Origin of the sequence: Verrucosispora sp. WMMA2121 (assembly GCF_027460185.1) — a bacterium.
Lineage (GTDB): Bacteria > Actinomycetota > Actinomycetes > Mycobacteriales > Micromonosporaceae > Micromonospora > Micromonospora palythoicola.
Genome location: NZ_JAPZBH010000006.1, coordinates 1,440,014 through 1,464,185, shown reverse-complemented (window position 1 = coordinate 1,464,185; position 24,172 = coordinate 1,440,014). Strand labels below are relative to the sequence as shown.

The 24,172-nt window shown below is 71.1% G+C and carries 23 protein-coding genes; 11 read left to right on the top strand and 12 right to left on the bottom strand.

The features are described from left to right. Positions 1-100 precede the first annotated feature (100 nt). Together O7605_RS15585 and O7605_RS15580 are read left to right on the top strand one after the other, a co-directional pair. Positions 101-1,684, top strand: coding sequence for an acyl-CoA mutase large subunit family protein (locus O7605_RS15585; RefSeq protein WP_269739862.1), 1,584 nt, complete (start codon positions 101-103; stop codon positions 1,682-1,684). 465 nt (positions 1,685-2,149) lie between these two features. Beyond that, complete coding sequence (locus O7605_RS15580) at positions 2,150-3,409, top strand: amidohydrolase (RefSeq protein WP_269739861.1); 1,260 nt, start codon at positions 2,150-2,152, stop codon at positions 3,407-3,409. On the opposite strand, the gene O7605_RS15575 is transcribed toward O7605_RS15580, so the two are convergent. Beyond that, positions 3,366-4,328, bottom strand: a complete 963-nt coding sequence (locus O7605_RS15575) for a DUF4349 domain-containing protein (protein WP_269739860.1) — start codon at positions 4,326-4,328, stop codon at positions 3,366-3,368. The genes O7605_RS15580 and O7605_RS15575 overlap by 44 nt on opposite strands. 113 nt (positions 4,329-4,441) lie before the next feature. On the opposite strand from O7605_RS15575, the gene O7605_RS15570 reads away from it, so the two are divergent. The 3 genes from O7605_RS15570 to O7605_RS15560 all read left to right on the top strand — a co-directional run bounded on the left by O7605_RS15570 (position 4,442) and on the right by O7605_RS15560 (position 6,825). Next, a complete protein-coding gene (locus tag O7605_RS15570) occupies positions 4,442-5,074 on the top strand; it encodes an MBL fold metallo-hydrolase (RefSeq protein WP_269739859.1) in 633 nt (210 codons plus the stop codon). Between the two features lie 3 nt (positions 5,075-5,077). Further along, on the top strand, positions 5,078-6,001 hold the full coding sequence (locus O7605_RS15565) for a hypothetical protein (RefSeq protein ID WP_269739858.1): 924 nt from the start codon (positions 5,078-5,080) through the stop codon (positions 5,999-6,001). A gap of 86 nt (positions 6,002-6,087) precedes the next feature. Then, a complete protein-coding gene (locus O7605_RS15560; protein WP_269739857.1) occupies positions 6,088-6,825 on the top strand; it encodes an SCO6745 family protein in 738 nt (245 codons plus the stop codon). A 93-nt stretch (positions 6,826-6,918) separates the two neighbouring features. Here the strand turns inward: O7605_RS15560 and O7605_RS15555 are convergent, their stop codons facing one another. Further along, positions 6,919-7,374, bottom strand: a complete 456-nt coding sequence (locus tag O7605_RS15555; protein ID WP_269739856.1) for a gamma-glutamylcyclotransferase — start codon at positions 7,372-7,374, stop codon at positions 6,919-6,921. Between the two features lie 106 nt (positions 7,375-7,480). On the opposite strand from O7605_RS15555, the gene O7605_RS15550 reads away from it, so the two are divergent. Next, a complete protein-coding gene (locus O7605_RS15550; RefSeq protein WP_269739855.1) occupies positions 7,481-8,884 on the top strand; it encodes an NAD(P)H-quinone dehydrogenase in 1,404 nt (467 codons plus the stop codon). On the opposite strand, the gene O7605_RS15545 is transcribed toward O7605_RS15550, so the two are convergent. Beyond that, positions 8,818-9,462 (bottom strand): DUF998 domain-containing protein, encoded by a 645-nt coding sequence (locus O7605_RS15545; protein WP_269739854.1) that lies wholly within the window; start codon positions 9,460-9,462, stop codon positions 8,818-8,820. The two genes, O7605_RS15550 and O7605_RS15545, sit on opposite strands and share 67 nt — an antisense overlap. Before the next feature lie 519 nt (positions 9,463-9,981). Between O7605_RS15545 and thrS the strand changes: the two genes are divergently transcribed. After that, on the top strand, positions 9,982-11,202 hold the full coding sequence (gene thrS / locus O7605_RS15540; protein WP_269739853.1) for a threonine--tRNA ligase: 1,221 nt from the start codon (positions 9,982-9,984) through the stop codon (positions 11,200-11,202). A gap of 33 nt (positions 11,203-11,235) precedes the next feature. Here thrS and O7605_RS15535 read toward each other — a convergent pair whose 3' ends face one another. Continuing rightward, entirely contained in the window at positions 11,236-11,682 is a 447-nt protein-coding gene (locus tag O7605_RS15535; RefSeq protein ID WP_164446141.1) for a DoxX family protein, read from the bottom strand. Between the two features lie 85 nt (positions 11,683-11,767). Between O7605_RS15535 and O7605_RS15530 the strand changes: the two genes are divergently transcribed. Beyond that, positions 11,768-12,448, top strand: coding sequence for a TetR/AcrR family transcriptional regulator (locus O7605_RS15530; protein WP_269739852.1), 681 nt, complete (start codon positions 11,768-11,770; stop codon positions 12,446-12,448). Between the two features lie 28 nt (positions 12,449-12,476). Here O7605_RS15530 and O7605_RS15525 read toward each other — a convergent pair whose 3' ends face one another. Both O7605_RS15525 and O7605_RS15520 read right to left on the bottom strand, forming a co-directional pair. After that, positions 12,477-13,916, bottom strand: coding sequence for a GuaB1 family IMP dehydrogenase-related protein (locus tag O7605_RS15525; RefSeq protein WP_269739851.1), 1,440 nt, complete (start codon positions 13,914-13,916; stop codon positions 12,477-12,479). Between the two features lie 14 nt (positions 13,917-13,930). Then, positions 13,931-14,527 carry a LysE/ArgO family amino acid transporter gene (locus O7605_RS15520; RefSeq protein ID WP_269739850.1) on the bottom strand — a complete coding sequence of 199 codons (597 nt, stop codon included), beginning with the start codon at positions 14,525-14,527 and terminating at the stop codon, positions 13,931-13,933. Positions 14,528-14,598: 71 nt separating this feature from the next. Here O7605_RS15520 and O7605_RS15515 point away from each other — a divergent pair, with 71 nt between their 5' ends. After that, complete coding sequence (locus O7605_RS15515) at positions 14,599-15,495, top strand: LysR family transcriptional regulator ArgP (protein WP_269739849.1); 897 nt, start codon at positions 14,599-14,601, stop codon at positions 15,493-15,495. A 14-nt stretch (positions 15,496-15,509) separates the two neighbouring features. On the opposite strand, the gene O7605_RS15510 is transcribed toward O7605_RS15515, so the two are convergent. Beyond that, the gene (locus O7605_RS15510) at positions 15,510-17,264 is read right to left on the bottom strand and encodes an acetyl/propionyl/methylcrotonyl-CoA carboxylase subunit alpha (RefSeq protein ID WP_269739848.1); all 1,755 of its coding nucleotides are present in this window, start codon (positions 17,262-17,264) and stop codon (positions 15,510-15,512) included. Positions 17,265-17,449: 185 nt separating this feature from the next. Between O7605_RS15510 and O7605_RS15505 the strand changes: the two genes are divergently transcribed. Both O7605_RS15505 and O7605_RS15500 read left to right on the top strand, forming a co-directional pair. Beyond that, entirely contained in the window at positions 17,450-18,409 is a 960-nt protein-coding gene (locus O7605_RS15505) for an ATP-binding cassette domain-containing protein (protein ID WP_269739847.1), read from the top strand. Positions 18,410-18,426: 17 nt separating this feature from the next. Beyond that, the gene (locus tag O7605_RS15500; RefSeq protein ID WP_269739846.1) at positions 18,427-19,182 is read left to right on the top strand and encodes an ABC transporter permease; all 756 of its coding nucleotides are present in this window, start codon (positions 18,427-18,429) and stop codon (positions 19,180-19,182) included. A gap of 151 nt (positions 19,183-19,333) precedes the next feature. On the opposite strand, the gene O7605_RS15495 is transcribed toward O7605_RS15500, so the two are convergent. The 5 genes from O7605_RS15495 to O7605_RS15475 all read right to left on the bottom strand — a co-directional run bounded on the left by O7605_RS15495 (position 19,334) and on the right by O7605_RS15475 (position 24,121). Beyond that, positions 19,334-19,987 carry an O-methyltransferase gene (locus O7605_RS15495; RefSeq protein ID WP_269739845.1) on the bottom strand — a complete coding sequence of 218 codons (654 nt, stop codon included), beginning with the start codon at positions 19,985-19,987 and terminating at the stop codon, positions 19,334-19,336. A 9-nt stretch (positions 19,988-19,996) separates the two neighbouring features. Then, on the bottom strand, positions 19,997-20,653 hold the full coding sequence (locus tag O7605_RS15490; protein ID WP_269739844.1) for a Maf family protein: 657 nt from the start codon (positions 20,651-20,653) through the stop codon (positions 19,997-19,999). Positions 20,654-20,761: 108 nt separating this feature from the next. Beyond that, the gene (locus tag O7605_RS15485; protein ID WP_269739843.1) at positions 20,762-21,940 is read right to left on the bottom strand and encodes a S8 family serine peptidase; all 1,179 of its coding nucleotides are present in this window, start codon (positions 21,938-21,940) and stop codon (positions 20,762-20,764) included. Between the two features lie 1,357 nt (positions 21,941-23,297). Further along, positions 23,298-23,798, bottom strand: coding sequence for a hypothetical protein (locus O7605_RS15480; protein WP_269739842.1), 501 nt, complete (start codon positions 23,796-23,798; stop codon positions 23,298-23,300). A gap of 110 nt (positions 23,799-23,908) precedes the next feature. Continuing rightward, positions 23,909-24,121, bottom strand: coding sequence for an acyl-CoA carboxylase subunit epsilon (locus O7605_RS15475; RefSeq protein ID WP_269739841.1), 213 nt, complete (start codon positions 24,119-24,121; stop codon positions 23,909-23,911). Positions 24,122-24,172: the final 51 nt, after the last annotated feature.

Below are 24,172 nucleotides of genomic sequence, written 5' to 3'. Positions count from 1 at the left end.
GGTACGTGTGCGGCCACTCACCTCTTGTCGCGGCAGCGCGGGCGTGATGTGGGGTACCCCTATCCCGTCGGCGGCCCGCCGCGCGTCCTACCATCCGTTGATGAGCGAACCGCGGTCAAGCGAGTCCGGTTTCCCGATCAAGGGCGTCTACACGCCCGACGATCTTCCCGGCGACCTGGACTCCCGGCTCGGCGCACCGGGTGAGTTCCCGTACACCCGTGGGGTCTACCCGACCATGTACACCTCCCGTCCGTGGACGATGCGCCAGTACGCGGGCTTCGGTACCGCCACCGAGTCCAACGCGCGTTACCACCAGTTGTTGCGGGCCGGCACCATGGGCCTGTCGGTCGCCTTCGACCTGCCCACCCAGATGGGGTACGACTCCGACGACCCGATCGCGCACGGCGAGGTGGGCAAGGTCGGCGTGGCCATCGACTCCATCGAGGACATGCGGCTGCTGTTCGACGGCATCCCGCTGGACAAGGTCTCCACCTCGATGACGATCAACGCGCCCGGCTCGGTGCTGCTGCTGCTCTACCAACTCGTGGCCGAGGAGAACGGGGTGCCGGGTTCGGCGCTCAACGGCACCATCCAGAACGACATCCTCAAGGAGTACATCGCCCGGGGGACGTACATCTTCCCGCCGAAGCCCTCGCTGCGGCTGGTCGCCGACACCTTCGGCTACTGCCGCAGCGAGGTGCCGAAGTGGAACACCATCTCCATCTCCGGCTACCACATGGCCGAGGCCGGCGCCTCGCCCGTGCAGGAGATCGCGTTCACGCTCGCCAACGGGGTGGAGTACGTCCGGGCGGCGATCGCCGCCGGGCTGGCCGTGGACGACTTCGCCCCCCGACTGTCGTTCTTCTTCGTCGCCCGCACCACCCTGCTGGAGGAGGTGGCGAAGTTCCGGGCGGCCCGGCGGATCTGGGCCCGGGTGATGCGTGACGAGTTCGGCGCGAAGAACCCGAAGTCGATGATGCTGCGCTTCCACACCCAGACCGCGGGCGTGCAGTTGACCGCCCAGCAACCCGAGGTGAACCTGGTCCGGGTGGCGGTGCAGGGGCTCGGCGCGGTGCTCGGTGGCACCCAGTCGCTGCACACCAACAGCTTCGACGAGGCCATCGCGCTGCCCACCGAGAAGGCGGCCAGGCTGGCGCTGCGTACCCAGCAGGTGTTGGCGTACGAGACCGATCTGACCGCCACGGTCGACCCGTTCGCCGGCTCGTACGTGGTGGAGGCGATGACCGCCGAGATCGAGACGGCGGCGGACGCGCTGATGGCCCGGGTCTTCGAGCACGGGTCGGCGGTGGACGCGATCGAGGTCGGCTTCCAGAAGCGGGAGATCGAGCAGTCCGCGTACCGGATCGCGCAGGAGATCGACTCGGGTGAGCGGGTGGTGGTCGGGCTCAACCGGTTCACGATCGACGCCGAGGAGCCGTACGAGCCGCTGCGGGTCGATCCGGCGATCGAGGCGGCGCAGGCCGAGCGGCTGGCGAAGCTGCGGGCCCAGCGGGACTCGGCCGCCGTGGAGCGGGCCCTGGTCGAGCTGCGGGAGGCCGCCGCCGGCACCGCGAACGTGCTGTACCCGATGAAGGCGGCGCTGCGCGAGCGCGCCACCGTCGGTGAGGTGTGCGGGGCGCTCCGCGAGGTCTGGGGTCGTTACCAGCCCACCGACCGGTTCTGACCGCGGCTCGTGCCGAGCCCGGTCCGTCGCCGAGCGTGTCGAACGGGCCGCACCCGGGTACTCCGCTGTCGGTGATCACCCAGACGCACACGGTGTGCGGTCGTCGGGGTGCGGTGCGTGTGAACGTCCTCGGGTGATCGTTGCAGTGCGTGGTCGGGAAATTGTCGTACCGTCAGTTCATTGGCACGACTAATGCGACAATTCGGAACGGCGACGCGGGTTCCGAGAAGATTCTCGGCGCTCTCGGCACGATTACGCGTTGTAGGAGGTGAGGGGTGGATGACGGCGTATGACCGCGATCTACCTGCTGCGCCGCCCGCCTACGGACGCTCTCAGCAGGGCATACGTGACGCTGCGCGGTCCGATCATCACTGGAACGAGGTTGCGCAGAGTCACCGTCGGGGGTCTACGCTGTCTGCTGTTCCCGATGATCCATCCATTTCTAGTGATCGAAGAGAATTCGACGTGACGAGTGCGTTGACGATGCCTACCGGTCACCAACTGGCGCCGTCCTGGCCGGACGGGCCGACCGGTTCCCAGCCCCTGCCCTTCGAGTTGGACCACCTGCTCGCCCTCCGGGTACCGGGCCTGATCGCCACGCGCCGTCACATCCACTCGCACCCGGAGCTGTCCGGCGCGGAGTTCGAGACCGCGGCCCTGGTCGCCCGGGAACTCTCCCTGGCCGGATTGCAGCCGCGCCTGCTGCCCAAGGGCAACGGGGTGATCTGCGACATCAACGGCCGCCCGGACGGCCCGGTGATCGCGCTGCGCGCCGACATCGACGCGCTGCCGCTGGCCGACGTCAAGGACGTGCCGTACCGCTCCACGGTCGACGGGGTCTGCCACGCCTGCGGTCACGACGTGCACACCACGATCATGTTGGGCGTCGGCATGCTGCTCGCGCAGCTGGCCGACCTGGGCGAGCTGCCGGGCCGGGTCCGGCTGATCTTCCAGCCCGCCGAGGAGATCCTGCCCTGCGGCTCACTCGAGGTGATCGAGGCCGGTGGTCTCGACGACGTGGTGCAGATCTTCGCGCTGCACTGCGACCCGAACCTGCCCGTCGGTCAGGTGGGCCTGCGGGTCGGTCCGATCACCGCCGCCGCCGACAACGTCACCGTCCGGCTCACCGGACCGGGCGGACACACCGCCCGCCCGCACCTGACCGTGGACCTGGTGGACGCGCTGGGCCGACTGATCACCGAGGTGCCGGCCCTGGTCAGCCGCCGGGTGCCGGCGAACAGTGGACTGCTGCTGGTCTTCGGACACGCCTCCGCGGGCACCCGCTACAACGTCATCCCGTCCGAGGCATCCGCCTCCGGCACGCTGCGGGTGATGGACCGCGACACCTGGGAACTGGCCCCGAAGATCGTTTCGCAGGTGGTCCGGGACGTCATCGCGCCCACCGGGGCCACCGTCGACCTGGAGTACCTGCGCGGTCGCCCACCGGTCTGCAACGACGCGCGGGCCATCGGGGTGCTGAACGCGGCCACCGCCGCCGCGCTCGGCCCGGAGGGCATCGCGGAGACCCCGCAGAGCATGGGCGGCGAGGACTTCTCCTGGTATCTGGAGTACGTCCCCGGTGCCCTGGCCCGCCTCGGAGTCGGCCGCTCCGGGCCGAACGTGGATCTGCACCGGGCGTCGTTCGACGTGGACGAACGGGCCATCCCGGTGGGCGTACGCCTCATGGTGCAGACCGCGCTCCAGGCACTGGCGGCGGCACGCTGACACCCGGCGGTGGTGGCGCGCCGACCGGCGCGACCAGTGCCGGCACCGCCGGTCGGTTCCGGCGCCGACGACGGGCCAGCCACCACAGCGCCCCCAGCGGTACGCCGAACGCCAGCAGCCACGGCAGGATCGCACCCAGCACGGTGAGCAGGATGGTCATCGAGGACAGGAAGACCTGCCAACCACCCTTGAGCCCGACCAGGAAGCCGATCTGGTCCTCATCCTCGGCGCTGGTGACGCCCGGACCCACCAGGGTGACCGTGATGGTGGACAGCGCGGTGAGGTCGCTCAGCCGCCGCTTCTTCGCCTCCAGCGACGCGAGGTCGGCCTCCCGGCGGGCCAGTTCGTTCTCGATGCTCACCAGGTCGCTTATCGAGTCGGCCTGGGCGAGCAGCCGTCGGGCACTCTCCACCCGGGCCCGCTGGCTGGCGATCCGGGCGTCGAGGTCGATGGTCTCCTCGGTGACGTCCTGCGTGCCGATCTCCCGGCGCTCCTGGGTGCCGAGACCCGCCAGTTCCTCCACGACCGCGTAGAACCGCTCCGCCGGCACCCGTAGTTCGAGGTCGGCCACCGCGTCCGCGTCGGTACTGCGGCGTTGGTCGCCGCCGACGAAGCCGCCGGCCCGGGTGGCCGCCGCGGCGGCGTCCCGGGCGGCGAGGTCCACATCGTCCACCTGGACCCGGATCGATCCGGTGTAGATGATGGACCGTTGGTCGACCCGGGTGTCCGCCGCCGCCCCGGCCCCGCCCTGCGCGTCACCGCCGGCCTCCGCCGGGGCACGCCCGCCTTCCTGGGCCGGCGCGGCGGCGCTGTCGGTGGTCCCCGAGTCGCTGCCGCTGCCGCAGCCGGCGAGCATCAGCAGCGCGGCCAGAGTCGCCACCGCCGCGGTCCCGTGCCGGCGGGCTCTTCGCATCTTCATCCCCGTCCCCTCTCTGCTGCCCGAGCGGGCAATGGCTCGGACGCCACACACCACCGCGCAGGTTCCGGCAGACTGCGCTGAGGACGTCACGAATCGATATGGGAGGCATCACGATGCGGCTCACCAAGTACGCCCACTCGTGCCTACGGGTCGAGCACGACGGGGGAGTGCTGGTCATCGACCCGGGGATGTTCAGTGAGCCGGCGGTGGCGTTGGACGGGGCCGACGCCGTACTGATCACCCACGAGCACCCGGACCACCTCGACGCGGCGGCGGTGCACCGGCAGTTGGCGCGGCGCCCCTTCGTCATCCACGGCCCGGCGTCGCTGGCCGGTGCGCTCGGCGACGCGGCCGACGTGCTGCGTCCGGTGTCTCCCGGCGAGGCGTTCACCGCCGCCGGGATCCCGGTACGCGCCCACGGCGGCCGGCACGCGGTGATCCACCCCGACATCCCCGTGATCGACAACCTCGGCTATCTGCTCAACGACGTCGTCTACCACCCGGGCGACGCCCTGTACGTCCCGGACGAGGTCCAGGTCGACACCCTCTTCGCCCCGATCCACGCCCCCTGGTCGAAGTTCTCCGAGGTGGTCGACTTCATCCGGGCGGTAGCGCCGCGTCGGGTCTTCGCGCTGCACGACGCCCTGCTCAACGACAACGGCTACGCCGTGCTCGACCGGCAGTACACGGCGCTGTCCGGCAGCGAGTACCAGCGGCTGGAGCCGGGCAGCCGGATCGACGGCTGAGCGATGCCCGGCCCGCCACCCGACCTCGTCGAGCGGCTGTACCGCACGCCGCCGGACCGGTTCGTCGCCGTCCGGGACGACGCCGTGGCACAGGCCCGCCGCGCCGGTGACCCGGGCACCGCCCGGGAGATCGCCCGGCTGCGCCGACCCACCGTGGCCGCCTGGCTGGTCAACCTGCTCGCGCTGGAGCGACCGGAGCTGGTGGCCGAGCTGGCGCAGCTGGCCGAGGCGTTGCGGGAGGCGCAGCGGGAGCTGCGCGGTCCGCGGCTGCGGGAGCTGTCCGCGCAGCGGCGGGCCGTGGTCGGCGCGCTGGTCGCCGAGGTGCGCCGGCTCGCCGCCGGCGTCGAGGGCGCCCCGGCGGGCGGAAAGCTGCCACTGGCCGAGGTGGAGGCGACCCTCAACGCCGCGCTCTCCGACGTCGAGGTGGCCGAGCAGGTGCGCTCCGGGCGGCTGCTGCGCCCGGCCCACTACGCGGGGTTCGGCGAGGTACCCCGTCCGCAGCTGCGCCTGGTCACCGGCGACGAGGAACCGCCGCCCGCCGCCCCGGTCCGGCAGCGCCCACCGGACCGGGGTGCGCTGCGTGCCGAACAGGCGCAGCGGGCCGCCCGCGCCGAACGGTCCCGTCGCCGCAAGGCGTTGCAGAAGGAGCTGGACCGGGCGCGTACCGACCAGGACCGGGCCGAGACGGACCTGGCCGGCGCGGTCGAGGCCGAACGCGAGGGGACAGCCGCGCTGGACGCCGTCGAGGCGGAACTGGCCGAACTGGAACGCCGCCGGGCCGTGGCCGAGCAGGAACTCAGCCGCTCCCGGCTGGCCCGGCGGGCCGCCGAACGATCGGTGAGCGCCGCCCGGCGACGGGCCGGCGAGGTCGAGGCCGCCATGGAGGCACTGGACGCCGAGGAGGGGGATGCCGACACTGACGATTGACCGGCAGACTGGTCCCCCATGGACGGTCCTTCGGGTGGATCCTTCACGTACACAGCGTCGGGCGGACCGCGCGCGGGCGGGGCGGGATGACGCCGGAGCAGGTCGCGGCGGCCAGCAAGCCGGCGGTGCTCATCCTCGGGGAGGCGTACACCAGGTGCCCGACCACGCTGCGTCGGGCTCGGCTGCTCGGCATCTCCGGGTGGGCCTTCTACGTCACCGGTCGGGCCGGCGCGCTCGGTGACGTGCGGGCCGAGACAGTGGCGGCGGCGCTCGGCTTCATCGCCCCCGACGCCGTGGCCGACGGCTGGGACGCCGCCGCCCGCACGGTCCGGCCCGCCGAGGTGGCCGCCGCCAGCCTTGCCGAGTGCTGCCGGTGGGGTGAGGAGGTGCTGGGTGACCTGCCCCGAGTCGACCGCCTCGCGGTGCTCGTGGAACGAGCCGTCGCGGCGGCCGACGCGAGTGCGATGCCACTGTTCGCGGCGTGGCGGGCCATGCCGTCGGACGCGGTGACGGCCGGTGCCCGGGTCGCCGCCGGCCTACGCCTGCTGCGCGAACACTTCACCGGGGCGCACCTGGTGGCCGTACGCGCCAGCGGGATGACGCCGCTGGAGGCGGTGCTGTCCGGTCCCGAGGGGGCCAGCGGCGCGATGGCCTGTGGCTGGCCGCCACCGTATCCGCCGGTCGGACCGCTGGTGCGGCGGCGGCTGTGGGCCGAGGCGATGACCGACCGGCTCGTCGCCCCGGCGTTCACGGCGCTCGGTCCCGCCGACGGCGCGGAACTGGTCGAGCTGCTGACCCTGGCACGGACGCACGCACAGCGGTGAGAACCGGGCCATCCCGGGACGATCTTCCCGAGACCCGGGGTCGGCGCCCGGCGCCACCACCACCGGTAGCAGACTGGAGTGGTGGGAGACGAGCTACGCCGACGCGGTGCCGGTGGGCCGGGACCGCAGGTCGGTGACGTAGTCGTCCGGCGCGCCCGCCTTCTCGGCGGCGTTCGCGATCTCCGAGAGGTACCAGGACGTGGGCAGGCCACCCTCGTAACCGTCGAAGACGTAGACCCAGGCGGTGACGTCGCCGTCCAGGGTCGAGACGCGGACGGTCAGCTTCCGGTACGTGCCGGAGGTGACCCCCTCGATCTCGTCCAACTGGGCCGCGTCGTACGGGTGGATGTCGTAGAGGGCCACGAACACCCGGTCGCCGGGCGACTCGACCACGGTGCTGACCGCGCCCTCCCAGCCGATGACGTCCTCACCGGCGAAGGTGAGCCGCCAGCCTTCCAGCCAGCCGATGCCCACCATCGGGGAATGCGGACAGTAGGCGCGCATTCGCGCGGGGTCCAGGTTCGAGCCGTAGGCGGCGTAGTGACGCACGGCGATGACGATAGCCCGGCCGGAGCGTGGGGGAGAATACGACGGTGCGTGTCGGACGCGCCGGGGAGAAGAAAGTCACTGTGAGCATGGAGGAAGGACGGTCGTGGTGAGCCGGATCGTGATCATCGGCGGGGGGCCGGCGGGCTACGAGGCGGCACTGGTGGCGGCCCAGTTGGACGCCGACGTCACAGTCGTGGAGGCCGAGGGCGCCGGTGGCGCCTGCGTGCTGTCGGACTGCGTACCGTCGAAGACGTTCATCGCCAGTTCGGAGGTGGTGACCGGCTACCGCGACACCGAGGTGTTCGGGGTGCACTCCGACGGGCTGGAGGCGGTCACCGTCGACGCCCAGGCGGTCAACGACCGGGTCAAGCGGCTCGCCCTGGCACAGTCCGCCGACATCCACGCGAAGCTGGTGAAGGCCGGGGTCACCTTCGTGTCCGGGCGCGCCCGGCTCGGCGAGGACACGCTCGGTCACACCCACCGGGTGATCGTCACGCCGGACGGCGAGGAGGCCGCGTACGCCATCGACGCCTCGACCGTGCTGATCGCCACCGGTGCCACGCCCCGCCAACTGCCCACCGCGCTGCCCGACGGGGAGCGCATCCTGACCTGGCGGCAGGTGTACGACCTGCCCGAGTTGCCCGAGCACCTGATCGTGGTCGGTTCCGGCGTCACCGGTGCCGAGTTCGCCAGCGCGTACCTCGCGATGGGCGTCGAGGTGACCCTGGTCTCCAGCCGCGACCGGGTGATGCCGCACGAGGACGCCGACGCCGCCCAGGCGATCGAGCGGGTCTTCCGGACCCGGGGCATGAGCATCCTGAACAACTCCCGCGCCGCGGGCGTCCGACGCACCGCCGACGGCGTCGAGGTCGAGCTCTCCGACGGTCGTACGGTCACCGGGTCGCACGCCCTGATCGCGGTCGGTTCGATCCCGAACACCGCCGAGCTGGGCCTGGCCGAGTACGGCGTCGAGCTGGCCCGGGGCGGCTATGTGACGGTGGACCGGGTGTCCCGGACCAACGTGCCCGGCATCTACGCGGCCGGCGACTGCACCGGCGTGCTGCCGTTGGCCAGCGTCGCCGCGATGCAGGGCCGGATCGCGATGTGGCACGCGCTCGGTGAGGCGGTCCGGCCGCTGCGGCTGCGTACCGTCTCGGCGAACGTCTTCACCGACCCGGAACTGGCCACGGTCGGGGTCTCGCAGGACGAGGTGGACGCCGGCAAGGTGCCGGCGCGTCAGGTGATGCTGCCGCTGGGTGGCAACGCCCGGGCGAAGATGGACGAGATCCCGGACGGCTTCGTCAAGCTGTTCTGCCGCCCGGCCAGCGGTCAGGTGATCGGCGGAGTGGTGGTGGCACCGAAGGCGAGCGAACTGATCATGCCGATCACGCTGGCCGTGGAGAACAACCTCACGGTCAACGAACTGGCGCAGACCATCACCATCTACCCCAGCCTCTCCGGCTCGGTCACCGAAGCCGGCCGCCAACTGATGCTCCACGAGCTGGAGTAGGCGATGACGGTGAGCAGGGCCACCTCGGCGAGGATGAGGAAGCGCTCGATAAGGCCGTAGTAGGCGCGGTCGCCGGGGTAGGCGGACCAGGCCATGACCGTGGCCAGCAGCAGGCTGGTCACGGTCAGCACCCGCAGCCAGCGCCCGGCCCGGGCACCGGCGGGCAGTCGGGCGGCGAGCAGCCAGCCGGCGACCGGCAGCGCCAGGAAGGCGATCACCGAGGCGTACCGGTGCACGTGAGCGGCCGTACCCATCTCGGTGCCGGGCGGGTTGGTCGGCACCAGACCCGACACCAGCAGCCCGCCCGCCCAGGCCGCCAACAGCCACTCGGCGGCGGCGGATCGTCGACCGCGCGGTGGACCGAGCCGGCCCAGTGTCGGGATGAGTACGGCGGAGGCGGCGGCGAGCAGCAGCATGGCCACGTGGATGATCCCGCCGGAGTCGGAGACGGCGTAGTCGCTGACGGTCAGACTGACCGGATCCAGGTCGGTGACCCCGGCGTGACCGATGACGGTCAGCACCGCCGCGACGACGATCCCACCGAGGGCCAGTGCCCCGTGGTTCCGGATTCCAGGCATGTCTCAGCCTGTCGTCGTGGGCACCTCGGGCGGATCCGGGACGAGCACCGAAATCCGACCCCGGGACCACCCCGACGGGTCATCCGGATTTCCCCGGGCGACCGGCTGCTCCGGGTGGTCGGGCACCCGGCCGGCGGGACGCCTGACCGGATACGCGGCGTACCCGAAACATATCGATGACGGTTGACGGCGAGGCACGGTCGCCGAAATCTCTCTCGGCGGCGTACCGTTGTCGGCGCGCGGCCCGGTGAGCGTCGGGTCCCCCGTTCCTGACGCCCGGGCCGCCGCCGGGCCGCTGGCAGGTCCCGTGCCAGCGGCCCGGTCAAAAGAGGTGCGGCGGTGCGCGGCACCGGCGTACGCTTCCGCGCATGTGCAGTGCGGTGCTGACGACGACGCCGGGGAAGCCTGGCGCGCCGCACTGACGTCTTCGTCTACGCAAGTGCCCCGGGCGATCCGCCCGGGGCACTTGTGCGTCGTGGGTCAGGGGTCGTGTCGGGGCTTACCGCCAAGGAGCCTGTCATGATCGACCACCGCCGGCTGGGCCGGGACCTGGACCTGTTCTCCACCGATCCGCTCTGCGGTGCCGGCCTGCCGATCTGGCTGCCGGCCGGTGCCGCCGCCCGGCACGCCGTCGAGGAGTACCTGCGTGACCTGGAACGCCGGGCCGGCTACCAGCAGGTGTACACCCCGCCGCTGGGCCGACGGGAGCTGTTCGAGGTCTCCGGGCATCTCGGCTACTTCGCCGCCGAGATGTTTCCCGCGATGCGGCCGGGGGAGGGCGACGACGAGTTGCTGCTCCGGCCGGCGCTCTGCCCGCACCATGCCCTGGTGTACCGGTCCCGTGGGCGTTCCTACCGGGAACTGCCGCTGCGGGTCTCGGAGATCGGGGGAATGTACCGGGCGGAACGTTCGGGAGTGCTCGGCGGACTGTCCCGGGTCCGCGCCATCACCCTCAACGACGCGCACAACTTCTGCGCCCTGGAGCAGGTCGGCCAGGAGGTGTCGGAGATCCTGCGGCTGATCCGGGCCGCGCACGCGGCGCTGGGCGTGCGGCCGGCGGGGGTACGGCTGTCGCTGCGCGGGCCGGGGGAGAAGTACGTCGGCGACGACGCGCAGTGGGCGCGGGCCGAGGACCTGCTCCGCGCCGCCCTCGACGGGGAGCCGTACACCGAGGCGCCCGGCGAGGCCGCCTTCTACGGCCCGAAGATCGACATCCAGGTGCGGGACGCGGCCGATCGCGAGTACACCCTCTCCACCGTCCAGCTCGACTTCGACAAGCCGGAGCGGTTCGACCTGGCGTACACCGACGCCGATGGTGCCCGCCGGCGTCCGGTGATGGTGCACCGCAGCCTGGCCGGCAGCATGGAGCGGCTGTTCGCGTACCTGATCGAGGTGCACGGTGGTGCCTTCCCGCCCTGGTACGCCCCCGTGCAGTTGGTCGTCCTGCCGGTCGGCGACGACCAGGCCCAGGCCGCGGCCGACCTGGCCCGGCAGGCCACCGAGGCGGGACTGCGGGTCGAGGTCGACCACGCCGGCTCGCTCGGCGCCCGGGTCCGCGACGCGGTACGCCGCCGGATCCCGTACGCCGCCGTGGTGGGCGCCCGGGAGGCGGCCGACGGCCGGGTGGCGTTGCGGTTGCGCGACGGCCGCTCGCTGGAGCCGCAGCCGGCGGCCGAGGCGATCGGGCTGATCGGCGCGGTGGTGGCCGCCCACTCCGGCGACTTGCTGCCGGCCCGCTGACGCCGACGGGTCGCGGTCGTGCTCGGATCCGGCTCACGGTCCGACCGCGACCGCGATCGCGGCGGCGAGGAACACGAGTTGCAGCGCGGTACGGGTGCCGAGCGGAGTGACCGGGCGTCCGGCCAGGGTGAGCCGGCGGCGGGCGGCGGAGACGTTCGCCGGGAACATGGCCAGCAGCAGCAGGGCCAGCCCGGCGGCGGCCCAGCGGGCGGTGGCCGGCACGAGCAACCCGACCGCGCCCGCGAGTTCCAGCACGCCGGTCACCGTGACCAGCAGATCCGGCCGTGGCAGCCGGGGCGGCACCATGGCGATCAGGTCCTGCCGCCGACGGCCGACGAAGTGCACGATCCCGGTCATGACGAACATGAGCGCCAGCCCGACCCGCAGCGCCGGGTGCCATCCGTCGAGCGCGGAGAGCCCGGCCAGGCCAACCAGTCGGGCGAGCCCGGTGCCGGCGACCAGGGCGATCAGCGGGGCCATGGATACCTCCCTCAACCGCAAATCTTGTCGCTGTCAAGATTGTCGTCGGGTGCGCATCTTGTCAATGACAAGATAGGGTGGGGTGATGCGTGACACCCGCGGCTACCACCATGGCGACCTGCGCCGCGCCCTGCTCTCCGCGGCCGTGCAGGCGATCGAGGAGTCAGGGCCGGCGGCGTTGAGCCTGCGCGACCTGGCCCGCCGGGCCGGCGTCTCGCACGCCGCACCGGCACACCACTTCGGCGACCGCGCCGGCCTGTTCACCGCGATCGCGGTGCAGGGTTTCGACGCCCTCGCCGACGCGCTCACCGAGGCCGGCGACGAGCTGCTGGATCTCGGCGTGGCGTACGTGGAGTTCGCCGTTCGACACCGCGCCCACTTCGAGGTGATGTTCCATCCCGATCTCTACCGGGCCGACGACTCCGAGCTGCGGGCCGCCCGGGAACGCTCCGGCGCCGTTCTGCGCGCCGGACTGGCGCACCGGTCCGGCGGTGCCACGCCCGCCGCCGGCACGATGGAGACCGCCGAGCGGCATGCCGGACGCGGCGACCGGGACGGCCGCACCGGCCGGGCCGCCCGCTCGCTGCCCTCCGCCACCCGCGCCACCCGACCGCCCGGAGACGTGCTGGCGGCCTGGTCGATCGTGCACGGCTTCGCCACCCTCTGGCTGGCCGGGGCCCTCCCCGCCGGGCTGGGCGAGGACCCGGGTGACGCCGCCCGGTCGGTGATCCGACACCTCTTCACCCCGGTGCAGGGCAGCGACTGAACATCGTCAGCCGGCACCTGCCCCGACCTCACCAACTGGTCGGCAGGGGCATGCCCTCGGTGTAGCCGGCGGTGCTCTGCACACCGATCAGCACCCGCTCGTGGAACTCGTCGAGGGTGCGCGCACCGGCGTAGGTGAAGGCGCTGCGCACCCCCGAGATGATCTCGTCGATCAGGTCCTCCACCCCGGGACGGGTCGGATCCAGGTACATCCGGGCCGACGAGATGCCCTCCTCGAAGATCGCCTTTCGGGCCCGGTCGTAGGGACTGTCGTCGCCGGTACGCGCGCTCACCGCCCGCGCCGAGGCCATGCCGAAACTCTCCTTGTAGCGCCGGCCCTCCTCGTCGGTGAACAGGTCACCGGGGGACTCGTAGGTGCCGGCGAACCAGGAGCCGATCATCACGTTGGACGCCCCGGCGGCCAGCGCCAGCGCCACGTCCCGAGGGTGCCGCACCCCACCGTCGGCCCAGACGTGGCGACCCAGGGCCCGGGCCGCCGCCGCGCAGTCCAGTACCGCCGAGAACTGCGGCCGACCGACTCCGGTCATCATCCGGGTGGTGCACATCGCGCCCGGACCGACACCCACCTTGACGATGTCGGCACCCGCGTCGACCAGATCGCGTACCCCGTCGGCGGTGACCACGTTGCCGGCCGCCACCGGCACGGCCGGGTCGAGGCCGCGTACCGTCCGCAGGGCGGAGATCATCCGCTCCTGGTGGCCGTGCGCGGTGTCCACCACCAGGGTGTCCACCCCGGCCTCCAGCAGCGCCTTCGCCTTGCCCGCCACGTCGCCGTTGATGCCCACCGCCGCCGCGATCCGCAGTCGACCGTGGGCGTCCACCGCCGGCTTGTAGAGCGTCGCCCGCAGCGCACCGGGACGGGTGAGCACACCGACCAGCCGGCCCGCGTCGTCCACCACGGGCGCCAGTCGCCGCCGGCCCGCCGAGAGCCGGTCGAAGCCGGTACGCGGATCCGCGTCGACGGGCACCGTGTGCAACTCGGTCGACATCACGTGCCGCAGTTGCGTGAAACGGTCCACGCTGACCGTGTCGGCCTCGGTCACCACCCCCATCGGGCGGCCGTCCTCGTCCACCACGATGACCGCACCGTACGCCCGCTTGGGCAGCAGGTGGATGGCGTCACCGACGGTGTCGTTCGGGCCCAGCGCAATCGCCGTGTCGTGCACCAGGTGGCGCTGCTTGATCCAGGCGACCACCTCCGCCACCACGTCGATCGGGATGTCCTGCGGGATCACCGCGATGCCGCCACGTCGGGCCACCGTCTCGGCCATCCGACGGCCGGCGACCGCCGTCATGTTCGAGACGACCAGCGGGATGGTGGTACCGGTGCCGTCGCCGGTGGCCAGGTCCACGTCGAGCCGCGAACCCACCTCCGAGCGGGCCGGTGCCATGAAGACGTCGTTATAGGTCAGGTCGTACCCGGGATTCACGCCGTTGAGGAACCGCACCCGGCCATCATGACTCAGCCCAGCACCAGGGCCAGCGCCACTGCGACCATCACCACGGCGATCACGCCGTCGAGCACCTGCCAGACCCGCCGGCGCGCGAGCAGCGGGGCGAGCCGGTACGCGCCGGCTCCGAGGGCGGCGAACCAGAGCACGCTGGCGCCCGCCGCGCCCACCCCGAACAGCCACCGGTGCGGGTGCTGCTGGGCGATGCCGCCGAGGAGCAGCACCGTGTCGAGGTAGACGTGCGGGTTGAGGTAGGTGAAGGCGAGGCAGGCCAGCAGCGTCGGGCCGAGCCGAGCCGGGGGCCGGTCGGCCGGCGCGAGCGCGGCGGGCCGTAACGCCCGGCGGGCGGCGAGTGCCGCGTACCCGAGGAGGAAGGCCGCCCCACCCCAACGGATCGCGGTGAGCAGGACCGGGCGGCCGGCCACGATCGAGCCCACCCCGGCGATGCCCACCCCGATCAGCAACGCGTCGGAGAGCGCGCAGGTCAGCACCACCGGCACCACGTGCTCCCGGCGCAGGCCCTGACGCAGCACGAAGGCGTTCTGCGCGCCGATGGCGACGATGAGGGCGATGGAGAGGGAGAAGCCGGCGACGACGGAGGTGAGCATGCGGCCGACGCTAGAGGTGTCTCCTTTCCTGAGTCCAGCTAAAGATTCTTCAGCTAGTTAAGCTCAGCTACATGAGTGGCGTCGACTCCACCCAGCTCCGTACCCTCGCGGCCATCGTCGCCGAGGGCAGCTTCGAGGCGGCGGCCCGCCTGCTGCACGTGACACCGTCGGCGGTCAGCCAACGGATCAAGGCGCTGGAGGAGACCGTCGGGCAGGTGCTCGTCCGCCGCCACCGGCCCTGCGACGCCACCGAGGCCGGCCGCCCACTGCTGCGCCTGGCCGGCCAGCTCGCGCTGTTGGAACGGGAGGCACTCACCGACGCCCGGGGCCCGCTCGGCGGCGACCGGGGGCGTACCCGGGTCGCCATCGTGGTCAACGCCGACTCGCTCGCCACCTGGTTCCCGGCCGCGCTCGCCCGGCTGCCCGACCAGCCGGAGTTGTCCTTCGACATCCGGCAGGACGACCAGGACCACACCGCCGAGCTGCTGCGCGCCGGCACGGTCACCGCCGCGGTCACCGCCCAGCGCGAAGCCGTGCAGGGCTGCCGGGTACGCCGGCTCGGCTCGATGCGCTACCGGGCCCTGGCCGCACCCGAACTGGCGGACCGCTGGTTCGCCGACGGGCTGACCCGGACGTCGGCCGCCGTCGCGCCGGTGGTGGTCTTCGACCGCAAGGACCGCATCCAACACCGCTTCCTGCGCACGGTGACCGGGCGCGCCCTCGATCCGCCCGTGCACTACGTCCCGTCGGTGCCGGCGTTCAACGAGTCGATCCGGCTCGGGCTCGGCTGGGGGCTGATGGCCGAGCAGCTCGCCGACGCCGACCTGGCCGCCGGGCGCTGCGTGGACATCGCACCCGGCCGCGTGCTGGACGTGCCGCTGTACTGGCAGCACTGGCGACTCGACTCGCAGGTGCTGACCGCGCTGACCGCCGCCGTCTGCGCCGTAGCCGCCGAAACCCTCCGCTGACGTCCCGTCACACCTCAGGCGATGGTGCAGATCGCCGCGCCCGCGGTGATCACCGCGCCGACCTCGGCCGACAGGGCACTGACCGTACCGGCCTTGTGGGCGTGCAGGGGTTGCTCCATCTTCATCGCCTCCAGCACCACGATGAGGTCACCCTCGGCAACCGTGTCGCCGTCGGCGACCGCGATCTTGACGATGGTGCCCTGCATGGGCGAGGTGAGCGAGTCACCGCTCGCCGCCGCGCCCGCCGTTGTCCCACCACCCCGGCGGGCGGGCTTCCGCGCGGCCGGCGCGGCGGCACCGGCCGTACCGGCGCCGAGACCGGCGGGAAGGCTCACCTCCAACCGCTTGCCGCCCACCTCGACCACGACGGTCTCGCGCTCCGCCGGGCCGGCGACGGCTCCGGCGGCGGCGGTGAACGGCGGCACGGTGTTGTCGAACTCCGTCTCGATCCACCGGGTGTGCACGGTGAACGGCTCGGCGGTGAACGCCGGGTCGCGCACCACCAGACGGTGGAACGGCAGCGCCGTGGCCATCCCGTCGACCACCATCTCGTCCAGCGCACGGCGGGCCCGCTCCAACGCCTCGGTCCGGGTCTCACCGGTGATGATGACCTTGGCGAGCAGCGAGTCGAAGTTGCCGCCGATCACGTCGCCGGCCGAGATGCCGGCGTCCACCCGTACCCCGGGGCCGGTGGGCAGCCGCAGCGCGGTGACCGTGCCGGGGGCGGGCAGGAAGTTGCGGCCCGGGTCCTCGCCGTTGATCCGGAACTCGATGGAGTGCCCGCGCGGGGTCGGGTCCTCGGTGAACCGCAGCTTCTCGCCGTCGGCGATGCGGAACTGCTCGCGGACCAGGTCGATGCCCGCGGTCTCCTCGGTGACCGGGTGTTCCACCTGGAGTCGGGTGTTGACCTCGAGGAAGGAGATGGTGCCGTCGTTGCCGACCAGGTACTCGACTGTGCCGGCACCGTGGTAGCCGGCCTCCCGGCAGATCGCCCTGGCACTGTCGTGGATCTGGGCCCGCTGCGCGGCGGTGAGGAACGGCGCCGGCGCCTCCTCGACCAGCTTCTGGTGGCGGCGCTGCAACGAGCAGTCCCGGGTGCCCACCACGATCACGTTGCCGTGCTGGTCGGCGAGGACCTGCGCCTCCACGTGGCGGGGCTGGTCGAGGTACCGCTCGACGAAGCACTCGCCCCGCCCGAACGCGGCGACCGCCTCCCGGGTGGCCGACTCGAACAGCTGCGGGATCTCCTCCATCGTGCGGGCCACCTTCAGCCCGCGCCCACCGCCGCCGAAGGCCGCCTTGATCGCCACCGGCAGGCCGTGGTCGACGGCGAAGGCCAGCACCTCGTCGGGGCCGCCGACCGGGTCCGCGGTGCCGGGGACCAGTGGGGCGCCGGCCCGCTGGGCGATGTGCCGGGCGGTCACCTTGTCGCCCAGGTCGCGGATCGCCTGCGGGGTCGGACCGATCCAGGTCAGGCCGGCGTCGATGACCGCCTGGGCGAAATCGGCGTTCTCGGAGAGGAAGCCGTACCCGGGATGCACCGCGTCCGCGCCGGAACGTCGGGCAACGTCGACCAGCTTGTCGATGCGCAGGTAGGAGTCCGCGGCGGTGTCGCCACCCAGGGCGTACGCTTCGTCGGCGAGCGTGGCGTGCAGGGCGTCCCGGTCCGAGTCGGCGTACACCGCGACGCTGCCCAGGCCCGCGTCCCGGCAGGCGCGGATGACCCGGACGGCGATCTCGCCTCGGTTGGCGATGAGTACCTTGCGCACCTGGTGGCTCCTCCCGGCGGGTTACTGACCGGGAGTTTATCGGGCACCCCGATGGCCCTAACGATCGCTCAGTGTGGGATGGCGCACTGTCCGGGCGAGGTAATTGAGCGGCGTGGTGTCGTACCGATGTGGTCGAGTGCCGGTGACGATGATGGCCGACAGCGGCCACGAGCGGGGAGCAGGACATGATCGAGACCAGAGGGCTGCGGAAGTCGTTCCGCAGCCGGGCCGGTCGGGAGACGAAAACCGTCGAGGCGGTACGCGGCGTCGACCTCGACGTCCCGGCCGGTGAGATCTTCGGGTTCCTGGGCCCGAACGGTGCCGGCAAGACCACCACGCTGCGGATGCTGGCGACCCTGATCGAGCCGGACGGGGGTCAGGCCACCATCGCCGGTGCCGACCTGCTCAAGGACCCGGGTGAGGTGCGTCGCCGGATCGGCTACGTGGCCCAGGGCGGCAGCACCTGGGACGAATCCACCGGCCGCGAGGAACTGGTGCTCCAGGCCCGGATGTACGGCATCCGCAAGACTGAGGCGCAACGGCGGGCGGCCCGGGCGCTGGAGGCGTTCCAACTTGTCGAGTTCGCCGACCGGAAGTGCAAGACGTACTCCGGTGGCCAGCGACGCCGCGTCGAGATCGCGCTCGGCATCATCCACGAGCCGAAGATCGTCTTCCTGGACGAGCCGACCACCGGGCTCGATCCGCAGAGCCGCGCGCACATGTGGGACGAGATCCGCCGGTTGCGCGCCGACGGCATGACGGTCTTCATCACCACCCACTACCTCGACGAGGCCGACGCGCTCTGCGACCGCATCGCGATCATGGATCACGGCGAGGTGGTCGCCGAGGGCACGCCGGCCGACCTCAAGCGGGAGATCTCCGGCGACGTGGTCCAGGTCGGCCTGGACGTCACCGCCACCGGCGAGGCCGAGAAACTGCTCGACGGCGAGGAGTACGTGAACCGGCTGGAACGGCTCGACGAGGGCGGGTTGCGGCTCTTCGTCGACGAGGGCGCCACCGCCATCCCGCGGATCCTGCGCCGGATCGACGCGGCCGGGCTCGACCTCAGATCGATCGAGCTGCACCGCCCGAGCCTCGACGACGTCTTCCTCACCAAGACCGGCCGCTCGCTGCGCGAGTCCTGACCCGACCCGGAGATCTCATGAAGCTCGCTCGCGACACCTGGCTGATCTTTCAACGGCAACTGCACCTGCTGCTGCGCAACCCCGTGTGGGTCTTCGTCGGCGTCTTCCAACCGGTGATGTACCTGCTGCTGTTCGCCCCGCTGCTCAAGCCGGCGCTGGGCGCGCCGACCCAGGCCGAGGCGTACAAGATCTTCGTGCCTGGTCTGCTGGTCCTGCTGGCCATCTTCGGTGGCCTCTTCCAGGGCTTCGGCCTCATCGCCGAACTACGGGCCGGGGTCATCGAACGTTCCCGGGTCACCCCGGTCAGCCGGCTCGCCCTGCTGCTCGGCCGGTCGCTGCGCGACGTGGTGTCGCTGATGACCCAGGCCGTCATCATCACGCTGCTCGCGCTCCTGTTCGACCTGCGGGTGTTCATCGGTGACCTGCTGCTGGCGTACCTGATGCTCGCCCTGATCGCGCTGATGACCTCGGCGGTCTCCTACGGCGTCGCGCTGAAGGTGAAGAGCGAGGACGCCCTGGCGCCGCTGATGAACACCGTGGCCCAGCCGGTGCTGCTGCTCTCCGGCATCCTGCTGCCGCTCGCCTTCGCCCCGGGCTGGCTGCAGGGCGTCGCCAAGTGGAACCCGTTCTCCTGGGCGGTCGACGGCACCCGCGCCCTGTTCAACGGCGACATCGGCGACGACCGGGTCTGGCAGGGGTTGAGCATCATCGCGGTGCTCGCCGCAGCCGGTGTCTACTGGGCCGCCCGCCAGTTCGCCCGCAGCGTCCGCTGACGAGCCCCGCCCTCCAGCCCGGCCCGGGCTGGAGGGGCGCCCGGCCCGGGCTGGAGGGCGGCGGCCCGAGTTGCGGCATGTCGCGGTTTCCCGTCGGCTGGATACCGCGACATGCCGCAACCGGAGTGGATCGACGCCTGCGCGCGGGGTGTCAGTGCACGTGGGCGAGGGTCAGGCCGTCGGCGATAGGCAGCATCACCGCATCCACCCGAACGTCGGCCAGCACGTCCTCGTTGAAGGCAGCGATCGCCCGGTCGTCGGCGCTCTGCGGTGCCACCACCCGACCGTTACGCAACACGTTGTCCACGGCGATCACCCCGCCCGGCCGCATCCGAGGCACCAACTCGGCCCAGTAGACCGGGTAGCCGGTCTTGTCGGCGTCGATGAAGGCGAAATCCAGGTACCGCTCGTGCGGCAGTTCGCGCAGCGTGTCACCGGCCGGTCCGATCCGCAGGTCGATCCGGTCGTCGACACCGGCCCGCGCCCAGTACCGGCGGGCCACGCTCGTGTACTCCTCCGAGATGTCGAAGCAGGTCAACCGCCCACCCTCGGCCAGCCCACGGGCGATCGCCAGCGACGACAGCCCGGTGAAGGTGCCCACCTCCACCGCCTGCCGGGCACCGATCAGCCGGGTCAGGAACGTCAGGAAGGCGGCCTGTTCCGGCGCCACCTGCATCGACGCGTGCTCGGGAAGCAGCGCCAGCGTTTCCCGAGCCAGGTCGCTGATGACCTCGTCCGGCGGGGCACCGTGCGCCACGAGGTACCGGTGCAGGTCGTCGGTGAGTGGAATCGACTTCAGCGTCATGCTCGGAACCTAACCGAGCGGTTCGACGATCTGGTTACCAGGCGCGACCTTCGTCCACAGATCGGTGATCCGCAGATCCAACTCGGCGAGCAGCCTCCGCAGCAACGGCAGGGACAGCCCGACGACCGTCCCCGGGTCCCCGTCGATCCGCTCCACGAACGGCCCGCCCAATCCGTCGATCGTGAACGCACCGGCCACCGCCAGCGGCTCGCCGGTCGCGACGTACGTGGCGATCTCGTGGTCGCTGATGTCGGCGAAATGCACCACGGTGGAGGCCACCGCCTCCGCGCGTCGCCCGGCCGCGATGTCGACGAGACAGTGCCCGCTGTGCAGCACCCCGCTACGCCCACGCATTCGCTCCCACCGCCGGGTCGCGTCGGCCTCGTCGTCGGGCTTGCCGAAGATCTCCCCGTCGAAGGCGAGCACCGAGTCACAGCCGAGCACAAGGGTTCGCTCGTCGTCGGTGGGACGCAGCCGACCCAGCACGGCCTGCGCCTTGAGCCGGGCCAACTCGAGGCAGAGATCCTCCGCCCGTTCGGTCACCACGAGCGATTCGTCGACTCCACTGACCAGCACGTCCGGCTCGATGCCGGCAGCCTGGAGGGACTTGCGACGGGCTGGGCTCGCCGACGCGAGCACAAGGCGAAGCGGCAGGGCATCAGACACCCCGCCGACGTTACCGCCTGCCCGCGTACGCCTCACCGCGCACCGCCGGCCGCAGGCCTGGGCCCTTCCCCGCGCGCCCACGGCCCGGGGAAACGCGATTCCGATGCGTCAGCGAGTGATCCGAGGTGGCGGATCATCGGAGCGGCGTCGGTGCCGGGCCACCAGCGCCCAAGCGCCGCCCGCCGCCACCAGCACCCCCAGCGTGACCAGACCGCGGACAGTCGCCGCCCGCCCCTCGTCAGCCGGCGGCCCATCAGCCGCCGCTGTGCTAGGACCGGCTGTGTCCGGCGCGTCCGCCGGCGCCGACCCGAAACCCCTCGGCGGTACGTCTGCCGTCAGCGCCGCCACCAGATCGATGACTCCATAGCCGTACTGGTCGTCCCTCCCCGGCGGCCCCTTGTCGATCGCAGTCGCAGTCAGCCGATGCGCCACCTCATCAGCCGGCAGATACGGATACTTAGCCCTAACCAAAGCTGCCGCCCCCGCCACAATCGCCGCCGCCCCAGAAGTCCCCGTACCCTTCGAGTAATGGCCGCCATAGCTTGTGCTGTACAAGTCGACAGCAGGCGCCACTATGGTTATTTCCGGTCCTGTGACTGATATGGGATGGTAATCGCCGTCTCGGCCAATTCCGCCGACGGCAATGACGCCAGGATGCGACGCCGGATAGCCCACCCCTAAATTGGTGGGCTGATTTCCTGCACCCGCGACTACTACGATATCTGCCGCAATGGCATTTCCTAGTGCGCGAATTAGCTCGGGGCTGGAGCCGCCTACACTGGAGATGCTGATGACATCGGCCCCTTTGGCAACTGCGAGATCGATAGCCGCAGCAAGTGCGTCGGGATGGCCTTCCCCGTCGGCTGGTGTACTGAATATCGGCAGGATCTTGGCTTCGGGAGCAACGCCGAGAGCGCCTGCGTTAGGACCTCGGCCGTGAGCCGCAATCAGTCCGGCCATTGCTGTTCCATGGCTGTTTCGATCTTGTCTGCCGTCACCTTCCCCGCCATCGATTACATCGGTGCCGGAGAGTACGTTGTTGTGCAGATCTGGGTGGGTAGAAACTCCCGTGTCAGGCACAGCGACGACGGAACCCCTGCCCTTGTTGAGCTTGTGTACCGCATCGATCTCGAGGAATCGAAGGTGCCACTGATCGCTGCGGATGCGGGCGACGCCAGCTTCTGCAGGTTCTTCTCGGGGCTCAGCAGTTGGTGAGCTAAATGCCTGTAGTATCACAATGGTCGCGAAGAGAGGTAAAGCCGCGTAGAAGGGAGTATGGTTGGTCACCTGTCTAAACCGATGGCTGGTCCGGGATCGATTGGCCCGGTGTCGTCTGGCGGCATAACTACTGGTGCAACCCCCTTGGGGGTAGCCCACGGGTCATCTGCGTCCCATCTCCGCCTACTCGTCGAGCCGAGGTCTGAGCGTGTTGATGGTCCTGGCCATTCGCCCCTTCCTGTCACGTTTAGGGCTCCGGGTGGGCTGCCGTTGGGTGGAGGAAAAAACGTTCCCCCTACCCCCAGGCCTCTAGCTCCTCCTGGTCTTGAACCCGCTCCTCCAGCGGGGGCCGTTCCCGCTGCCCCGCCACCAATTAACCCACCAAAAGGATTAATTCGGGCGGGGGAGGTATCGCTCGGTGTTGGATAGCCAGCCCTCGTAGCGGGTGATTCGCCTATTAGGCCGCCGGTTGGTATTGGGCGCCCTGATTTGGGGCCCTCAGTCATTGAGGATCGCCGGTCCGAATGGCTCTGATTGCTTCGGCCGTTTTCGGGTGTCGTAAATGGACTGCGGCTCAACGGTGACGCCGGAATATTAGCGGTGGTGGTTGAGTGACTAGACGGCGTGGCGGCCGAACTGCTGATTGGCAAGCTACTGGATTCGGCCGTTGAACCCGGGATTGCCGAACCCAAGATGGGTCCTATGGTTCGGCGGACTTTAGTTTCATCAGATGGCGAACGAATCGAACGTGTAGCATGCGGGGCTGTCGTGGATGCCGGTATTGGAGCAATCCGAGGAATGACGGGGACATGAATGCTCGTCGCATACACGTCAGGATCATTTGCCTGAACGACGGGCCGCGCGGTGGGTGGGGGGTGGCGGAGTTGGGTTTGGGCTTGGTGGAGTTCGGTGCTGAGGCCGTACATGATGTTGCGGGCCTGGGTGTTCAACTGCTCCAGGTCCGAGTCGGTGACCGGTGACTGAATGGCTCGGCTGGCAGCGGCAGCTTTAGGATCGGCGGCGGTTTGTTCCCAGGAGCGCTTCTGTTGCAGTTTGTCGGCGTACTCCTGGTGGATTTTCTCGATTTTGTCTCGGCTGCTGCTGAGGGCCAGGGTCGCGGCGGACAGCGCCGTCTGGTTGGTGGCGGCGGCGTCGTGGGTGCGCTGCACCTGGTCGATCAGCTCGTCGAGTTTGGCCAGGTAGGCGTGGGAGGCCGCGTTGGTCTCGGGTGGCCATGCCTGGGCCAGGCGTTCGCGGTAGGTCCTCAGCCGGCCGAGATGCTGGCCGGCCAGCTCGGCGATCTTTCGCCAGCCGGCGACGTGACGCCAGTGGTTGTCGGTGTGGTGGCCCTGGAGGCAGGCCCACATGTCGGCCACGTTCATCAGATGCCACTCGGTCAGGCCGCTGCGGCCGACGCCCGGTTCCCTCATGGCACCACCACCGGGCCGGTGTTGTCGGTGCCGGTCGGGTCGACGAGCGGTGGCGAGGCCACGGCCGTTGGTGGCGGCGGGCCGGGCTGCCCGAGCGTCTCGCTGACGGGTGGCGCGGCGTGTCGCTGCTCAAATGCTCGGCGGACGTCGGCGACGCGGGCGGCGGCGAAGGCGTCGGTGTCGGCGTACTGCTCGGCCACGAGCTTCGCGGCCGCCGCGAGGTGGCCGGTGGCGTCACCGACGCCCCAGACCGCGTTGGTCGTGGCCTGCTGCGTCTCCCAGTGGGTGCGCATGAAGTGCACCAGCTCGACGAACGCGTCGGCCGGGTTGGGCACGGTGGTGAGCATGTCGTCGGCGATGTACCGCAGGTGCGGTGCGTAGCTGCTCTCCACCTCGGCGCGGAGCTGCTCGGCGAAGTCGTGTAGCTGCCGGATGTCGGCCTCGACGCCCCCGGAACCGCCCAACCAGGACGCGTGTCGATCCTCCTCAGGGATCATCGGCCCTCCCAATCTGTCACGGGCTCGCTCCCCTGAGTGAGGTTAGACGGTGAACGCCCCCTCCGGCAGCCCTGGCCGCGCCCGACCGGGCCGCATGGAACCAGACGGGGTCAGCGAGGCAGGCCGGCGGTGCGCCAGTTACCGGCACCGGGCGTCAGCCCCGCACCCGTCGGACGGCCGCTGCGCGCCCAGACTGACGCCGGGGCCGGCGCGGGCCGGGCCGTTGGGCGCGACCGGACGGCGATCACGCCCACCAAGGCGGCCAGTTCCTCGGCGGTCGGCACGCCGCGCACCACCCGGAACAACGGCTCTTCGACGGACATGACCTCAGGGTACGCGGGGGAGAGGCCGGCCTTCGTCGCACAGTGGCGTGC

What these genes read in the sequence shown, in the direction of transcription:
- O7605_RS15585 (WP_269739862.1), top strand. Translation starts at nt 101, where the DNA reads ATGAGCGAACCGCGGTCAAGCGAGTCCGGTTTCCCGATCAAGGGCGTC.
- O7605_RS15575 (WP_269739860.1), bottom strand. Translation starts at nt 4,328, where the DNA reads ATGAAGATGCGAAGAGCCCGCCGGCACGGGACCGCGGCGGTGGCGACT.
- O7605_RS15570 (WP_269739859.1), top strand. Translation starts at nt 4,442, where the DNA reads ATGCGGCTCACCAAGTACGCCCACTCGTGCCTACGGGTCGAGCACGAC.
- O7605_RS15565 (WP_269739858.1), top strand. Translation starts at nt 5,078, where the DNA reads ATGCCCGGCCCGCCACCCGACCTCGTCGAGCGGCTGTACCGCACGCCG.
- O7605_RS15560 (WP_269739857.1), top strand. Translation starts at nt 6,088, where the DNA reads ATGACGCCGGAGCAGGTCGCGGCGGCCAGCAAGCCGGCGGTGCTCATC.
- O7605_RS15545 (WP_269739854.1), bottom strand. Translation starts at nt 9,462, where the DNA reads ATGCCTGGAATCCGGAACCACGGGGCACTGGCCCTCGGTGGGATCGTC.
- thrS (WP_269739853.1), top strand. Translation starts at nt 9,982, where the DNA reads ATGATCGACCACCGCCGGCTGGGCCGGGACCTGGACCTGTTCTCCACC.
- O7605_RS15535 (WP_164446141.1), bottom strand. Translation starts at nt 11,682, where the DNA reads ATGGCCCCGCTGATCGCCCTGGTCGCCGGCACCGGGCTCGCCCGACTG.
- O7605_RS15530 (WP_269739852.1), top strand. Translation starts at nt 11,768, where the DNA reads ATGCGTGACACCCGCGGCTACCACCATGGCGACCTGCGCCGCGCCCTG.
- O7605_RS15520 (WP_269739850.1), bottom strand. Translation starts at nt 14,527, where the DNA reads ATGCTCACCTCCGTCGTCGCCGGCTTCTCCCTCTCCATCGCCCTCATC.
- O7605_RS15515 (WP_269739849.1), top strand. Translation starts at nt 14,599, where the DNA reads ATGAGTGGCGTCGACTCCACCCAGCTCCGTACCCTCGCGGCCATCGTC.
- O7605_RS15505 (WP_269739847.1), top strand. Translation starts at nt 17,450, where the DNA reads ATGATCGAGACCAGAGGGCTGCGGAAGTCGTTCCGCAGCCGGGCCGGT.
- O7605_RS15500 (WP_269739846.1), top strand. Translation starts at nt 18,427, where the DNA reads ATGAAGCTCGCTCGCGACACCTGGCTGATCTTTCAACGGCAACTGCAC.
- O7605_RS15495 (WP_269739845.1), bottom strand. Translation starts at nt 19,987, where the DNA reads ATGACGCTGAAGTCGATTCCACTCACCGACGACCTGCACCGGTACCTC.
- O7605_RS15480 (WP_269739842.1), bottom strand. Translation starts at nt 23,798, where the DNA reads ATGATCCCTGAGGAGGATCGACACGCGTCCTGGTTGGGCGGTTCCGGG.
- O7605_RS15475 (WP_269739841.1), bottom strand. Translation starts at nt 24,121, where the DNA reads ATGTCCGTCGAAGAGCCGTTGTTCCGGGTGGTGCGCGGCGTGCCGACC.